This is a genomic window from Chromohalobacter canadensis, assembly GCF_034479555.1.
GTDB classification, from domain to species: Bacteria; Pseudomonadota; Gammaproteobacteria; order Pseudomonadales; family Halomonadaceae; genus Chromohalobacter; species Chromohalobacter canadensis.
Window position 1 is genome coordinate 3,566,472 of sequence record NZ_CP140151.1, and the last position, 14,955, is coordinate 3,581,426.

General features: G+C 58.5%; 13 protein-coding genes. 9 read left to right on the forward strand and 4 right to left on the reverse strand.

Annotated features, from left to right (window positions below):
* The first annotated feature begins 26 nt into the window (after positions 1–26).
* The 7 genes from rpmI (at position 27) to SR908_RS16625 (ending at position 5,541) form a co-directional block, all read left to right on the forward strand.
* Positions 27–221, forward strand: a complete 195-nt coding sequence (rpmI, locus tag SR908_RS16595) for a 50S ribosomal protein L35 (protein ID WP_097023764.1) — start codon at positions 27–29, stop codon at positions 219–221.
* A gap of 52 nt (positions 222–273) precedes the next feature.
* Complete coding sequence (gene rplT, locus SR908_RS16600) at positions 274–627, forward strand: 50S ribosomal protein L20 (protein WP_040243460.1); 354 nt, start codon at positions 274–276, stop codon at positions 625–627.
* A 147-nt stretch (positions 628–774) separates the two neighbouring features.
* A complete protein-coding gene (gene pheS, locus SR908_RS16605) occupies positions 775–1,794 on the forward strand; it encodes a phenylalanine--tRNA ligase subunit alpha (protein WP_246923616.1) in 1,020 nt (339 codons plus the stop codon).
* Between the two features lie 26 nt (positions 1,795–1,820).
* Positions 1,821–4,202 carry a phenylalanine--tRNA ligase subunit beta gene (gene pheT / locus SR908_RS16610; RefSeq protein ID WP_246923619.1) on the forward strand — a complete coding sequence of 794 codons (2,382 nt, stop codon included), beginning with the start codon at positions 1,821–1,823 and terminating at the stop codon, positions 4,200–4,202.
* A gap of 28 nt (positions 4,203–4,230) precedes the next feature.
* A complete protein-coding gene (ihfA, locus tag SR908_RS16615) occupies positions 4,231–4,539 on the forward strand; it encodes an integration host factor subunit alpha (protein ID WP_040243453.1) in 309 nt (102 codons plus the stop codon).
* A 163-nt stretch (positions 4,540–4,702) separates the two neighbouring features.
* Positions 4,703–5,164 carry a flavodoxin domain-containing protein gene (locus tag SR908_RS16620; RefSeq protein ID WP_246923621.1) on the forward strand — a complete coding sequence of 154 codons (462 nt, stop codon included), beginning with the start codon at positions 4,703–4,705 and terminating at the stop codon, positions 5,162–5,164.
* Positions 5,161–5,541 carry a hypothetical protein gene (locus SR908_RS16625; protein WP_246923624.1) on the forward strand — a complete coding sequence of 127 codons (381 nt, stop codon included), beginning with the start codon at positions 5,161–5,163 and terminating at the stop codon, positions 5,539–5,541. Before SR908_RS16620 ends, SR908_RS16625 begins: the two co-directional genes overlap by 4 nt.
* Before the next feature lie 107 nt (positions 5,542–5,648).
* Here the strand turns inward: SR908_RS16625 and SR908_RS16630 are convergent, their stop codons facing one another.
* Together SR908_RS16630 and ppnN are read right to left on the reverse strand one after the other, a co-directional pair.
* Positions 5,649–6,782 (reverse strand): alkene reductase, encoded by a 1,134-nt coding sequence (locus SR908_RS16630; protein WP_246923626.1) that lies wholly within the window; start codon positions 6,780–6,782, stop codon positions 5,649–5,651.
* Between the two features lie 193 nt (positions 6,783–6,975).
* Positions 6,976–8,340: a nucleotide 5'-monophosphate nucleosidase PpnN gene (ppnN, locus tag SR908_RS16635; protein ID WP_179000211.1), complete on the reverse strand. Its 1,365-nt coding sequence runs from the start codon at positions 8,338–8,340 to the stop codon at positions 6,976–6,978.
* A gap of 301 nt (positions 8,341–8,641) precedes the next feature.
* On the opposite strand from ppnN, the gene SR908_RS16640 reads away from it, so the two are divergent.
* The gene (locus tag SR908_RS16640; RefSeq protein ID WP_040243441.1) at positions 8,642–9,565 is read left to right on the forward strand and encodes a LysR family transcriptional regulator; all 924 of its coding nucleotides are present in this window, start codon (positions 8,642–8,644) and stop codon (positions 9,563–9,565) included.
* 101 nt (positions 9,566–9,666) lie between these two features.
* Here SR908_RS16640 and gcvP read toward each other — a convergent pair whose 3' ends face one another.
* Positions 9,667–12,567: an aminomethyl-transferring glycine dehydrogenase gene (gcvP, locus tag SR908_RS16645; RefSeq protein ID WP_246923629.1), complete on the reverse strand. Its 2,901-nt coding sequence runs from the start codon at positions 12,565–12,567 to the stop codon at positions 9,667–9,669.
* 107 nt (positions 12,568–12,674) lie between these two features.
* Entirely contained in the window at positions 12,675–13,070 is a 396-nt protein-coding gene (gene gcvH, locus SR908_RS16650; RefSeq protein WP_246923632.1) for a glycine cleavage system protein GcvH, read from the reverse strand.
* Positions 13,071–13,569: 499 nt separating this feature from the next.
* Here gcvH and SR908_RS16655 point away from each other — a divergent pair, with 499 nt between their 5' ends.
* Entirely contained in the window at positions 13,570–14,955 is a 1,386-nt protein-coding gene (locus tag SR908_RS16655; protein WP_097023754.1) for an alanine/glycine:cation symporter family protein, read from the forward strand.

The window sequence follows — 14,955 nt, forward strand, 5'->3', positions numbered from 1 at the left end:
GAAGAAACCGAGTGGAGTTTTCCCTCATGCCTAAAATCAAGAGTAACAGTGGCGCTGCGAAGCGCTTCAAGAAGACTGCCCATGGCTTCAAGCACAAGCAGTCTTTCCGCAGTCACATCCTGACCAAGAAGTCGACCAAGCGTAAGCGTCAGCTGCGCGGCATGAAGCAGATTCATGATGCCGACAAGCACCTGGTTCAACGCATGCTGCCGAACCTCTAAGTACTTGTATTCAAAAGTACAGGTTGTCGATTTTAAAAGTCAGGAGTAAGCCATGACTCGTGTTAAGCGTGGTGTCGTCGCTCGTCGTCGGCACAAGAAGATTCTGAAGCAGGCCAAAGGCTATTATGGCGCGCGCTCTCGCGTATTTCGCGTTGCCAAGCAGGCGGTCATCAAGGCAGGTCAGTACGCCTATCGTGACCGTCGTCAGCGTAAGCGTCAGTTCCGTGCGCTGTGGATCGCGCGTATCAATGCGGCATCTCGTGCCAACGGTCTGTCCTATAGCCGCTTCATTGCCGGTCTGAAGAAGTCCGGTATCGAGATCGACCGCAAGGTGCTGGCCGATCTCGCCGTCCATGAAAAGTCTGCCTTTGCCGCGATCGTCGACAAGGCCAAGGCTGCTCAGTAATGGCCGGGTGAGACGTTCTTCATGAGTGTCTCATCATGCGCATGAAGCCGCAGGGGGAGAGCAGCCGCTCTTCCCCTGTTTTTTTGTCTGGGCCATCATTTCATATGCGATGGTCTATCATGGGCACTTAGCATCGGAGCTAGACGGATGGACCACCTCCCACAACTGGTCGCCGAGGCTCGCGCCGCCATCGAGCGCGCGCAGGATGTCCAGGCGCTCGACGAGGTTCGAGTGCATTTTCTGGGCAAGAAGGGCGAGATTACCGCGCTTCTCAAAAGTCTTGGCCAACTGCCGCCTGAGGAACGCCCCAAGGCGGGTGAGCAGATCAACGAGGCCAAGCAGATATTATCGGGCGAGCTCGACGCGCGTAAGCAAACGCTTAAAGATGCCGAGCTCGACGCGCGCCTGGCGCGAGAGCGCATCGACGTCACCTTGCCTGGCCGTGGTGAGCCGTCGGGCGGTTTGCACCCGGTCACGCGTACGCTTGAGCGTATTGAGTCGCTGTTCGCTCATATCGGTTTCGACGTGGCCGTGGGTCCCGAAATCGAAGACGAATATCATAATTTCGAAGCGCTCAATATTCCTGCGCACCATCCGGCGCGGGGCATGGCTGACACCTTCTATTTCGATGCTTCGCGATTGTTGCGTACGCACACGTCACCGGTGCAGGTGCGTACCATGAAGGAACAGGCGCCGCCGATCCGCATCGTCTGCCCGGGGCGCGTGTATCGTAGCGACTCTGATCTCACGCATACGCCGATGTTCCATCAGGTGGAAGGCTTGCTGGTTGATGAAGGTGTCAGCTTCGCTGACCTCAAAGGCACCATCGAGGACTTCCTCAAGGCTTTCTTCGAACGTGAGTCGCTTTCCGTACGCTTTCGTCCGTCCTATTTTCCGTTCACCGAGCCCTCCGCCGAAGTCGATATCCAGTGCGTGATGTGCGGTGGTGAGGGCTGTCGCGTCTGTTCCCATAGTGGCTGGCTGGAAGTCATGGGCTGCGGCATGGTCCATCCCGAAGTCTTTCGACATTCGGGTATCGATGCTGAGCGTTATACGGGGTTTGCCTTCGGCATGGGGGCCGAGCGCTTGACCATGCTGCGGTATGGCGTCAATGACCTGCGGCTATTTTTCGAGAACGACTTGCGCTTCTTGCGCCAGTTCGGCTGATCTGCGACTAGGACACAGGAAGAAACATGAGATTTTCCGAAACATGGTTGCGCGATTGGGTGTCACCCGAACTCACGACGCAGGCGCTTGCTGACCGGATCACGATGGCTGGTTTGGAAGTCGATGCCATCGAGGCGGTGGCTGGCGAATTCGAGGGCGTTGTCGTCGCCGAAGTGGTCGCTAAAGAACCTCATCCCAGTGCCGACAAGCTGAATGTCTGCCAGGTCAATGATGGTGGCGATGAGCCGGTGCAAGTCGTGTGTGGCGCGCCCAATGTGGCGGTCGGGCAGAAGGTGCCTTTCGCGCGGGTGAATGCAACGCTCCCCGGCGATTTTAAGATCAAGAAAGCCAAGCTGCGCGGCGTGGAGTCGCGCGGCATGATTTGCTCGGCCTCTGAACTCGAACTGGAAGAAGGTACCTCGGCGGGCATCTTGGTGTTGCCCGGTGAGGCGCCCATCGGCGAGTCCCTGCGCGATTGGTTGGCATTGGATGATCATGCCATCGAAGTGGACTTGACACCCAATCGTGGCGATTGCTTGAGCCTCAATGGGTTGGCGCGTGAAGTTGGCGTGTTGAGTCGTCTGCCGGTAACGACGCCGGATACCGACATGGTCCTGGCGTCGCATCAAGCGTCGTTTCCGGTACGTGTCGAGTCGCCAGTGAAATGCCCGCGTTATGCGGGGCGCATCATTCGGGGTGTCGATGTCTCGGCGAGTACACCGCTATGGATGACCGAACGTCTGCGTCGCAGCGGCGTTCGTGCCATCGACCCGATCGTCGATGTCACCAATTACGTGATGCTCGAGCTCGGGCAGCCCATGCATGCTTTCGACTTGGCGTGCTTGAATGACGCTATCGTGGTGCGCGAGGCGCAATACGGGGAACGTTTGACGCTGCTGGACGGCCAAGATATTGCCTTGCACGAGGGTACTCTGGTGATCGCCGACGCCAAGCAACCGTTGGCGATTGCCGGGGTCATGGGCGGCGAGTCCTCCGGTGTTAATGCCTCGACGCAGGATATTTTCCTGGAGTCGGCGTTCTTCTCGCCACTAGCAGTGGCAGGGCAGGCGCGTTCTTATGGCCTGCATACTGATGCGTCGCACCGTTTCGAGCGTGGCGTCGACCCGCAATTGGCGCAAGTCGCCATTGAGCGGGCCACGCAGCTGCTGTTGAGCATCGTCGGCGGTGAACCGGGCCCCGTGACCGACGTCATGAGCCCCGATCATTTGCCGCTGGGGCAGGAAGTCGTCTTGCGCCGCGAGCGTCTCGATCAATGCCTGGCCCTGATCATGGCCGGTGACGATGTCGTGGATATCCTGTCGCGCCTGGGTATGCGCGTCGATGCCCTCGATTCGGGTTGGCGGGTGACAGTACCTAGCTGGCGTTTCGATATCGCGCAGGAAGAAGATCTCATCGAGGAACTGGCGCGTATTCATGGATACGACCGGGTCCCCGTGCAGCGTCCTTCCGCGCGCCTGACATTAAGAGCCGCCAACGAAGCCCGCCAGCCGCTGTCACGTCTGCGTCGACACTTGGTGGCACGCGGTTATCAAGAAGCGATTACTTACAGCTTCGTCGCACCCGAGCTGCAAGAGGCGTTGACCCCTAGCGCGGTGGCGCCTTATCTGGCCAATCCCATCTCGTCCGATATGTCGGTCATGCGGGCGAGCTTGCTACCTGGGCTGGTCAAGGCGTTGAGTCACAACCTCAACCGCCAGCAATCACGTATCCGCCTGTTCGAGACAGGGCTCGTGTTCCGTGGCGAGCTGGATGATCTTGACCAAGTGGCGATGCTCGGCGGGATCGTATGTGGGCCGAGACAACCAGAAGGGTGGTCTTCTGCTCGCGAGAGTGTCGATTTCTTTGATCTCAAAGGTGATCTGGAAAGCCTGATGGCGCTGACTCAACAGCCTGATGCATGGCGTTTCGAGGCTGGCGAGCATCCGGGGCTTCACCCCGGCCAGACGGCCCGCATCATGTGTGACGGTCGTCATGTGGGCTGGGTCGGTGCCTTGCATCCCGGGGTGCGTGCCAGTTTGGGCATCAAGACCAATGCCTTTGTATTCGAGCTGGAGTTGGAAGCACTGACTCAGGGGAATCTGCCGGCTTTCGCGCCGCTATCGCGTCATCCGGATGTGCGTCGCGATCTGGCTTTGGTCGTGAGTGACGATGTGCCGGTCATGGCTTTGATGGACGTCATGCGCGAGCAGGCCGGGGAATGGCTGGTCGACATGCGACTTTTCGATGTCTACCAAGGCGAGGGAATCGAAAAAGGCCACAAGAGTATTGCCTTGGGCTTGACCTGGCAGCATCCTTCGCGCACGCTGAATGACGATGAAATCAATCAGTTAGTCGATGCCATCGTCGGCGAGGCGAAAACGCGCTTCGCGGCGGTCCTGAGGAGTTAATCCCATCAGCCGTTACGAGGATGAAAGCATGGGGGCGCTGACCAAAGCGGATTTGGCCGAACATCTGCATGCTGAGCTGGGTTTTTCCAAGCGCGAAGCAAAGTCGATGGTCGAGGCCTTCTTCGAAGAAATTCGCAGCTGCCTACGCGAAAACGAGCAGGTCAAACTGTCCGGATTTGGAAACTTCGATTTGCGCGACAAGCGTGAACGTCCGGGGCGTAATCCCAAGACCGGCGAAGAAATTCCGATTTCGGCGCGTCGTGTCGTGACGTTCCGTCCTGGACAGAAGCTCAAGGCGCGGGTCGAGGATTTCGACGACGCGGACGTCATTCACTGACGCTGCAGCGTTCCGCCCATACGATGACGCACTCTCGGGTGATCTCGGGTACTTGCGAGTACCCGAGATTGTGTCGTTCATCTTCATTCGAGACGCTAACGACGTGTCATGCATGTGCTAACATGGCGCGCACATTTTACCGTTAAATCGACGACTGAACTGCATGCCAAGCATCAAAATCTTCGTAGGCACCATGTACGGTGGTGCCCTGGACGTTGCCGAGCAGGTGGCGCCGCTTTTCGAGCAAGTGGGCTATGAGGTGGCGATCCTTGAGCAGCCCACTCTCGACGATCTCGATCCTTTGCCTGATCTTGCCTTATTCTGCGTTTCCACTACCGGTAGCGGTGATTTCCCCGGCAATTTCGTGCCCTTCGCGCGTGATCTCCGTGAATCGCCACCTGCGCTGGACCAGTGTCGCTATGGGCTGATTGCCCTGGGAGATAGCTCCTATGGCGAGACGTTCTGCGGTGCGGGGCGGTCACTGGATGCCTTGCTTGAGGGTCTGGGCGCTCAACGTTTGGGCGAGCGTTTGGAAATCGACGCCATGGAGACTTTCATGGCCGATGATGCCGCCATCCCTTGGGTCGAATCATGGATCGAAGAGCAAGGGCTGCAGGCCACGTGACAAATGACACTACGGCGTCACCCTCCGCTGCACGCTTGAGCGTCATGGTCGGTCTTTTGCTCGTGACGTTGTGCTCCTGGCCGCGCTATCAACTAGGGGGTTATGACACCCACAGTGGTTTGTTGGTCATGGTCGCCGTGGCGCTGGCTGTCGTCATCATCGCCTATTGGCGACGCATGACCGAAAAACAGCGTCGTCTGCTCCCGATACGACTCAAGTGGTTGGCCATGTCATTCGTGGTCGGAGGAGTGGTGATGGCCACTTGGCATTATGGCATTGCAAGCACCCTAGCTGGGTGGTCGACCGTGCTGTCGCATGGTGCCACGGCGGGCTTGCTGCTTCACGCTATCTTGACAGGTTGGCGCGCGCGGCGGTGAGTCTTCTTTGCGCGCCATGCCGCATCTTGAGTTGCGCTGGGTTTAAACACGAACCCCCGGTCCAATGGACCGGGGGTTTTTCTTCTCTATAGCGCGTCTCTGTCCGATCAGGATTTTTCGCTAATCATCTCTTCGCGCGCCAGGCGTTCCTGTTCCTCGGGATAGGTGGGGAAGTCGACGTAGCCGCGCGCATCGCCTCCATAGAACGTGTTGGCATCGAAGTCCGCCAAAGGCCAGCCGTTTTGCATCCGTTCGACCAAATCGGGATTCGATGTGAAATAACGTCCGAAGACCGGTAGATCGATGGTGCCCTCGTTGACGAGCTTCTCGGCTTCTGCTTGGTCGAGGTTGCCGGCGAGCAACAGAGTGCCTTGATAGGCATCACGGAACTCGCGCAAGTAATCGCGCGGCATCGGGGGCATGCCTTGTCCGCCTTGGTCGTGCAAGTGCACGTAGGCGAGGTCGCGTTTGTTGAATTCGCGTGCTAGGTAGAGATAGGTTTCGCCGTTGTCGTCGTATTCCGGCATATCGAAAAGTGTGCCGAAAGGTGACAGGCGCACCCCGACACGCCGTGCACCGATCATCTTGCTAACTTCATCGACGACGTCGAGAAGTAAGCGGCAACGATTCTCGCGTGAACCGCCGAACTCGTCATCACGGTCGTTTACGCCGGGATTCAGGAACTGCTCGAACAGGTAACCATTGGCGCCATGGATCTCGACGCCATCGAAGCCGGCCTCGCGCGAATTAACGGCAGCCTGAGCAAAGTCGCGCACGATGTCGTGTACTTCATGGGTATCGAGACGCCGAGGCTGGCTAGCGTTGAGCATATCTGGCTGACCGTTGTCGTTATAGCCAAAGGCCATGCCACCTTGTTTGTCACTGGGGCCGACAGGTGACGCACCTGCAACCTGCACTGTGGTATGGGAAACGCGCCCCACGTGCCAGATCTGAGCGAAGAAAATACCGCCGCGCTCGTGCACGGCGCGCGTGGCCTTGGCCCAGCCGGCCAGTTGGTCGGGGCCAAAAATCCCGGGATTGTAGAGATAGCCTTGACCCTGCCGCGAAATGGGGGTGCCTTCGGAGATGATCAGCCCGGCGCTGGCACGTTGGCGGTAATAGAGGGCGCCCATCTCGGTTGGGATGTCCTCGGGCGCACGTGAACGCGTCATGGGGGCCATCACGATGCGGTTGTTCAAGCGCGTACCATTGAGATCGAAGGATTCGAAGAGTGAAGCCATGCGATGCTCTCCTTGCGGGCAGGCGGTGAATGGAAAAGAAGACGCGAGCCACAGGACGGGGCTCGCGTACGTTCGAAAGTCTAGAGGACTGTTAGCCTTTTAACAATTGCATGAGACGATCAAGCCCATAAGCAAAGGTTATCTAGCGCCAAGCGCCATTTCCTGCATGCAAGGTTTTGTCGTTTGTCGACGCTCAGCCCAGCGTATAACAGGGGACGTACTCACTGCCCGGCAATTTCATGCGTTCCTGGGCGACGAATGAGGTCAAGAGCGCGTCGAGATGTGCCATCAGTTCCGGCTCGGCATGCAAATGGAAGGGGCCGCGCTCCTCGATGGCGCGAATACCTTCTTCCTTGACGTTGCCGGCGACGATGCCCGAAAACGCGCGCCGCAGGTTGGCCGCGAGTTCATGGACGGGCTGCTCGCGATGCAAGGCAAGCTCGACCATGCTTTCGTGGGTGGGTTCGAAAGGCAATTGAAAGCCGGCATCCACGTTGAGGCGCCAGTTGAAATAGAACGCGTCGTTCTGGCTGCGCCGAAACGCGCCCACGTCGTCTACGCCTCGGCGCATGGCACGACCGACCTCGGTGGGGTCGTCAATGATGATCTGATAGCGTTCACGGGCCTTTTCTCCGAGGGTGAAGGCCAGAAACTCGTCGATGCGCTTGAAGTAGTCGGCGCTGTCGCGGGGGCCGGTAAAGATGACCGGGAAGGGGACGTCGGCGTTGTCTGGGTGTAGAAGAATGCCCAGCAAATAGAGGATTTCCTCGGCAGTTCCCACGCCGCCAGGGAAGATCACGATGCCATGACCGGCCCGCACGAAGGCCTCGAGGCGCTTCTCGATGTCGGGCATGATCACTAGTTCATTGACGATGGGATTGGGCGATTCGGCGGCAATGATGCCGGGTTCGGAAATACCTAGATAACGGCCATTGTGACGACGCTGCTTGGCATGTGCGACGTTGGCGCCCTTCATGGGACCTTTCATGGCGCCGGGGCCGCATCCCGTGCAGATGTCGAGATCGCGGAGTCCTAGGTGATAGCCCACGTCCTTGCTGTAATCGTATTCCTCACGGGTGATGGAATGACCGCCCCAGCACACCACTAGGCTGGGTTCGCGCGCCGACTTTAGCGTCCCGGCGTTGCGTAGGATATGGAAAACGGCGTTGGTGATGCCATCTCCACGCTGAAGGTCGAACTTGGGCGTGTGCTGGATTTCGTTATGAACGTAGACGATATCGCGTAGCACGGCGGAAAGGTGCTCGCGAATCCCGCGGATCATTTGGCCATCGACGAAAGCGCTGTGCGGTGCGTTGTCGAGCTTGAGACGAATGCCGCGGTCCTGCTGCAATACTTCGATCTCGAAGTCGTGGTGCGCCTGCATGAGCGCACGGCTGTCATCGGTAGGGTTGCCGCAGTTGAGCACGGCCAGTGAGCAGCGTCGCAATAAGTCGTGCAGGCCGTTGGCGGAGGTGTCACGCAGGCGGTTGACCTCTTGCTGCGAGAGGACTTCCAGGCTCCCTTCGGGAGAGATGATGGTAGAAAGTTTCTGGGGCATTGACGCATCCTTGTGGCGGCCCGAAAGCCGGAGAAAGCTCCATATGGGGCGTCGTGCCGAACGCCACTGGCGCGCTTTGCATCTGACTCGGTCACGACACGAGCTGGGAGCTGATTCATGTTTCGATGCTAACACGCGATCTTCGGCCACGCAGCGATGTGAGGTGTAGCATAATTTGCTATGATGTCGTTATCACAACCCCCGAAGCCACGGTTATTGCCACGCTAACCTTCGTTGATCGTGTCATGGCTTCGACACATAAGCAGCTGCCCCGAAACGCCAGCCGGTGGACCCTCACTTCATGTTCAACGCGCAATATTTTCGTACTTTTATCACGCTTGTCGAAACGGGTAGCTTCACGCATACCGCGCGCAAGCTGGAAATGACTCAGCCCGGAGTCAGTCAACATATACGTAAGCTGGAACGCTATCTCGACAAATCCTTGCTGCAGCGGCACGGACGCCGTTTCACGCTGACCGAGGCGGGCCGGCGTGCCTATGACTATTCCGTCAAGCTGTTTGCCGAGCATGAACAGTTTCGCCACTCGTTGGACAATGACTCGCCGGATACCGGCGAATGCCGCGTGGCATCGCCGGGTAGCGTGGGGTTGATGTTTTATCCGTTCATTCTGGGGTATCAGCAGATGCACCCGGGCCTGACGGTCACCTATGATTTCGCCTTCAATGGTGAGATCGTCGATGCGGTGCTGGCTGGGCGTTTTGATGTGGGCATCGTCACCGACATTACCAAGCATCCCGATCTCAATTTCGAGCCCTGGCACCAAGAGCCACTATGCCTGGTCGTCCCTGCGGACTTCGCCGGCACCACGATCAGCGAACTCATGGCGCTGGGCTTCATGAACTATTCCGATGGCATCAACAACGCCAGCTTGCTGTTGCGGCGCAATTTTGCCGGCGAATTTCGCTCGATGAGCCACTTTCCACAGCAGGGCTTTTCCAACGAGATCAGCATGGTGCTGGATGCGGTGGCGCGTGGTTTGGGCTTTACCGTGATTCCCCGGACTGTACTCGAGACGTCGCCTTGGCAGCGTCAGGTCAAGGAACTGCCTGTGACGGAGTCGGTATACGAAACGCTGTATGTCGTCACCAAGCGCGGCGTCGAGATGCCACGCCGTTACGAGCAACTGCTTGGTGAGTTTCGGTTGCAGCGCCGCAATGTGCTCTATGGTTACGCCGAGGCACCGCCTCTCGAGGAAGACGCCTGACGTGAGACGCCTCGAGCGTGACCATCGCGCCTGAAAAGGCCCCCTCAAGGTTTGCCTTGGTGGGGCCTTTTTGCGTATGGCGTCGTGGGCGCTAATCGAGCTCAGTCGCCATCACGATATGCCTCGATGGGCGGGCAACTGCAGATGAGGTTGCGGTCGCCATGAACATTGTCGACGCGATTGACCGTCGGCCAATACTTGGCGGCTTTGGTGGCCTCGGTGGGGAAGGCGCCCAGTTCACGTGAATACGGCCGTTCCCAGTCGTCTGCCATCAGGTCCGCTTGCGTATGTGGCGCCATGGACAAGGGATTGTTATCCGCTGGCCATTCACCGGTTTCCACGCGCCGGATTTCGTCACGAATGGCGATCATGGCATCGCAGAAGCGATCGATTTCATAGCGCGATTCCGATTCGGTCGGCTCGACCATCAAGGTGCCGGCCACGGGGAAGGACATCGTCGGAGCATGGAAGCCGTAATCCATCAAGCGCTTGGCGATATCTTCCTCGCTGATGCCGGAAGCCGTCTTGAGAGAGCGGACATCCAAGATGCATTCATGAGCGACGGTGCCGTTGCGTCCTTTATAAAGCACGGGGTAGTGCGCTTCGAGACGCTTGGCGATGTAGTTGGCGTTGAGTATCGCCAGCTCCGTGGCAAGTTTCATGCCGCGCCCGCCCATCATCTTGATATAGGCCCAGGAGATCGGCAGGATCGACGCCGAGCCGTAGGCCGCTGCCGAGACCGCGCCGGAATCCGTTTCGACACCCGGCAGAGGCGTGATGACGTGGTTGGGCACGAACGCGGCTAGATGCGCTTTGACACCAATCGGCCCCATTCCGGGACCGCCACCGCCATGCGGAATACAGAATGTCTTGTGCAGATTGAGGTGCGAAACGTCACCCCCGAAATCACCCGGTCGGCAGAGCCCGACCTGGGCGTTCATATTGGCACCATCGATATACACCTGGCCGCCGTTGTCGTGCACGATACGGCAGGCTTCGCTCACGCTTTCCTCGAACACACCGTGTGTCGATGGATAGGTGAGCATGATGGCCGATAACACTTCGCGGTGCTTGTCAGCCTTGCTGCGCAGGTCGTCGATGTCGATGTTGCCATCGTCATCGCACTCGACGACGACGACTTTCATCTGTGCCATGGCGGCAGAGGCTGGATTGGTGCCATGGGCTGAGCTGGGAATCAGGCATATATCGCGGTGGCCCTGGCCTTGTGATTTCTGGTAGCGCCGAATGGCGACCAGGCCCGCGTACTCGCCCTGCGCGCCTGAGTTGGGCTGCATGGAAATCGTATCGTAGCCAGTGATCTCGACGAGAAACGCCGAGAGCTCGTCGATCATCTGCTTGTAACCGGCGACCTGGTCCTGCGGCGCGAAGGGATGGATATTGGCGAATTCCGGCCAACTGATGGGGATCATCTCGCTGGTGGCATTGAGCTTCATAGTGCATGAGCCCAAGGGGATCATGGCGTGGGTAAGCGAGAGATCCTTGTTTTCGAGGCGCTTGAGGTAACGCAGCATCTCGGTTTCGCTGCGGTAACGCCGGAACGTGGGATGGGTGAGGAAATCGCTTTCCCGCGCGCAAGCACCGGGGATACCGGTTATGCCCTGTGTCTGGACGTGGCGATCGAGCTCGCGCACTGAAAGTCCATGCTCGTCTCCCAGTAACACGTCGAACAGCGTGGTGACGTCTGCCGCCGTGGTGGTCTCATCCAGGCTGATGCCGATATGGCCATCGGTGTCATAACGCAGGTTGATTTCGTGTGCCAGGCTGCGGCCATGCACTTGATCGTGATCGAGACCCGCCAGCGTGAGCGTGTCGAACCAACTGTCGTGGGCGAGTGTCACGCCGTGATGCTTGAGTCCTTCGGCGAGAATGGTCGTGAGCCGATGGATCCGCGTGGCGATGGTGCGTAGTCCCTCGGCACCGTGATAGACCGCATAAAAGCCGGCGATGTTGGCGAGCAATGCCTGGGCGGTACAGATATTGGAGGTCGCTTTCTCGCGACGAATATGCTGCTCGCGCGTTTGCATGGCCATACGCAGGGCACGTTGACCACGGCTGTCCTTGGAAACACCGATGATGCGCCCGGGAAGCGAACGCTTGAGGGCATCGCTAGCGGCGAAAAACGCCGCATGCGGACCACCGTACCCCATGGGTACACCGAAACGCTGGGAACTGCCCACGACGATGTCCGCGCCCAACGCACCGGGTTCCTTGAGCAGTACCAGACTCATCAGGTCAGTGGCGACGCAGGTCATGATGCGTCGTTGCCGGGCCGCTGAGAGTTGCTCCGTAATATCGCGTACTTCACCGGTGGCCCCCGGATATTGCAGCAATGCCCCGAAAACATCGTGATCGACCAGGGTCTCGGCGGGCGCGACGATGAGCTCGAAACCGAAATAGGCAGCGCGGGTACGCAGGACATCGAGGGTTTGGGGCAGCACATCGTCAGCCACGAAGAAACGCTCGGTCTTGGCCTTTTTGTTGGCGCGACGGCACAGGGCCATGGCTTCGGCGGCAGCCGTCGCTTCGTCGAGCAGGGACGCATTGGCGACCGGCATGCCGGTCAAGTCCATGACCACCTGCTGGAAGTTCAATAGGCCTTCCAGGCGTCCCTGGGCGATTTCCGGCTGATAGGGCGTGTAAGCGGTGTACCACCCGGGATTCTCCAGTACGTTGCGCTGGATGACGGCCGGTAGATGCGTGGGATAGTAGCCTTGGCCGATGTAGTTCTTGAAGGTCTTGTTCTGACGTGCCAACTGCTTGAGGTAGGTCAGCGCTTCCGCTTCGCCACGGGGCTCTTCAAGGGCCAGGTTACGCTCCAGGCGAATATCGCCAGGAAGCGTCTTGGCCATCAGCGACTCGGTGTCGGGAAGATCCAATGTCGCCAGCATATGCTGGACATCGTCCTCGTCAGGCCCATTGTGACGCGTCAAGAAGTCGTCGTGATTGGCCAATTCGGCCAGGCTGCGGTTGTCGTTTGCCATGAAACCCTCAAGCGGTGGCGGGCGGTCGAGCCCGATTCGACACGAAGCGGCGACACATAACGACGATGCCGCCGGCAGAACAGGACAAGTGCAACGTGCGGGACGTGTCAGCCTGCCTCGGCGCTGACGAGTGCGTCATACGCAGTGGCATCGAGCAGAGCCTCGAGCGCGTCGGGCTCGGCGAGCTTGAGCTTGATGATCCAGCCGTCCTCGTAGGGGTGGTCGTTGACGGATTCGGGAGAGTCTTCGAGCGACTCGTTGACGGCAACGACTTCACCGCTCAATGGCAGGTACAGGTCGGAGGCGGCCTTGACGGACTCGATGACACCGAATTCTTCTCCAGCGTCGAGTTGACGGCCTGTGTCGGGTAGCTCGACGAAGACGACATCTCCCAGGGATTCCTGGGCGTGATCGGTGATACCGATCGTGACAGTGCCGTCGTTGTTGTCGAGGACCCATTCGTGGCTGTCGGTATAGTGAAGATTGGCAGGGATGTGACTCATCGTGATTTTCCTATACGAAAAGATTTTCTGATTTGGGGAATATGAGTGCCATTATGCCTCATTGATTCGCCCTTGGCATCGTCATCATGCATTTCTTCATGCCATTCGGCTCGACCGCCTAGTAAGGGTGGACAGGATACCGGCGAGCGTCCAGCAAAAAGCTTATCGCCTGTCGCCCGGGCCTGGTGCGAGGCTGATGCTTAGCGTCCAACAAGAAACCGAGGGCTTGTCTTTTGGTTGCCAAGCCCGGGAACAGCGATTAGCCTCCGTTTCTAATAAGAAACTTGTTGTGCTCGTGCTGTGCTTGCATGGCCGAGCGGGGCATCAATGCATTTACTGCCAGTATCCCTGAAGCGCTCTTTCGCGTGGCGGGTATGGAGAAATGGCAAGCCAATCCGCTAAAGTCGGGATGGTTTGGCGTTTATCTTCGTGACCTAACGCCGTCGACGATAGCGCAGACCTTGCGCTGTATAACAATAAATGTCTGGGAGGACATCTCGTGGAAACACTCAACGCGGTATTCAGCGCTATTAATGATGTTGTATGGGGCCCCTTGATGCTCATCTTGTTGCTGGGGGTGGGCGTATATCTGCAACTGGGGCTCAAGTTGCTGCCCATTCGCAAGCTGGGAGCGGGCTTCAGTCTTCTCTGGAAAGGACGCAAAACCGAAAAGGGCGATGAGGATGAGGGGGAGATCTCTCCCTTCAATGCGCTGATGACGTCGCTTTCGGCCACTGTTGGTACCGGTAATATTGCGGGTGTCGCCACTGCCATCTTTCTGGGTGGCCCGGGGGCCGTCTTCTGGATGTGGATCACGGCACTGGTGGGCATGGCCACTAAATTTTCCGAGGCGGTGTTGGCGGTTCGTTATCGTGAAGTCGATGCAGCGGGCGATCATGTCGGTGGGCCGATGTATTACATCCGCAATGGGCTGGGCAAGAAATGGGCCTGGCTGGGTGGCTTGTTTGCGTTTTTCGGTGCTGTGGCTGCCTTCGGGATTGGCAATACCGTGCAATCCAACTCGGTCGCCGATGGCCTCAGTGAGTCATTGGGGATGCCGCATTGGCTGACCGGTATGATCATCATGGTACTGGCGGGTGCCGTGATTCTCGGCGGGATCAAGCGTATTGCCAAGGTGGCTGGCAAGCTGGTGCCGGTCATGGCGATTGCCTATATCGTCTGCGGCTTGCTGGTGCTGATTATCAACATGGATCAGGTCGGTGCCGCGCTGGGTCTGATTTTCGGCCATGCCTTTACACCTGTATCCGCCGCGGGTGGTTTTGCGGGTGCCGCTGTGGCCAAGGCGATTCAATTCGGCGTGGCGCGAGGCGTATTTTCCAACGAAGCAGGGCTGGGTAGTGCGCCGATTGCCCACGCCGCGGCACAGACCAAGAATCCGGTTCGCCAAGGGCTGGTGGCGATGCTGGGGACGTTCATCGATACCATCATCGTGTGCTCGGTCACTGCGTTGGCAATCTTGACCAGTACCGAGTGGACATCCGGCGAGACTGGAGCCGCGTTGACCGCCATGGCCTTCGACGGTGCGCTGCCGGGCATCGGCCAGTATGTCGTGTCCTTCGCGCTGGCAGTGTTCGCCTTCACGACCATCCTCGGTTGGGCTTTTTATGGCGAAAAGTGCTTCGAGTATCTGTTCGGCGTCGCTTCGATCAAGATCTACCGGGTGGTTTATATCCTGGCGATTCTCGTCGGGGCCGTCGCGCCGCTGGAATTCGTCTGGCTGATGGCTAGCGTCTTCAATGCCATGATGGCAATCCCCAACCTGATTGCACTGGCTCTACTCTCGCCGGTGGTCTTCAAGCTCACCAATGATCACTTTGCCGGCAAGACCATCTTGCCTGGCGAAGACTTGGACGATAAACGCTGA

Bases quoted from the DNA above. Each gene is read 5' to 3' on its own strand.
- gcvP (WP_246923629.1), bottom strand. From the start codon at position 12,567: ATGGCAAACGACAACCGCAGCCTGGCCGAATTGGCCAATCACGACGAC.
- ihfA (WP_040243453.1), top strand. From the start codon at position 4,231: ATGGGGGCGCTGACCAAAGCGGATTTGGCCGAACATCTGCATGCTGAG.
- ppnN (WP_179000211.1), bottom strand. From the start codon at position 8,340: ATGCCCCAGAAACTTTCTACCATCATCTCTCCCGAAGGGAGCCTGGAA.
- SR908_RS16640 (WP_040243441.1), top strand. From the start codon at position 8,642: ATGTTCAACGCGCAATATTTTCGTACTTTTATCACGCTTGTCGAAACG.
- gcvH (WP_246923632.1), bottom strand. From the start codon at position 13,070: ATGAGTCACATCCCTGCCAATCTTCACTATACCGACAGCCACGAATGG.
- pheS (WP_246923616.1), top strand. From the start codon at position 775: ATGGACCACCTCCCACAACTGGTCGCCGAGGCTCGCGCCGCCATCGAG.
- SR908_RS16620 (WP_246923621.1), top strand. From the start codon at position 4,703: ATGCCAAGCATCAAAATCTTCGTAGGCACCATGTACGGTGGTGCCCTG.
- rplT (WP_040243460.1), top strand. From the start codon at position 274: ATGACTCGTGTTAAGCGTGGTGTCGTCGCTCGTCGTCGGCACAAGAAG.
- rpmI (WP_097023764.1), top strand. From the start codon at position 27: ATGCCTAAAATCAAGAGTAACAGTGGCGCTGCGAAGCGCTTCAAGAAG.
- pheT (WP_246923619.1), top strand. From the start codon at position 1,821: ATGAGATTTTCCGAAACATGGTTGCGCGATTGGGTGTCACCCGAACTC.
- SR908_RS16630 (WP_246923626.1), bottom strand. From the start codon at position 6,782: ATGGCTTCACTCTTCGAATCCTTCGATCTCAATGGTACGCGCTTGAAC.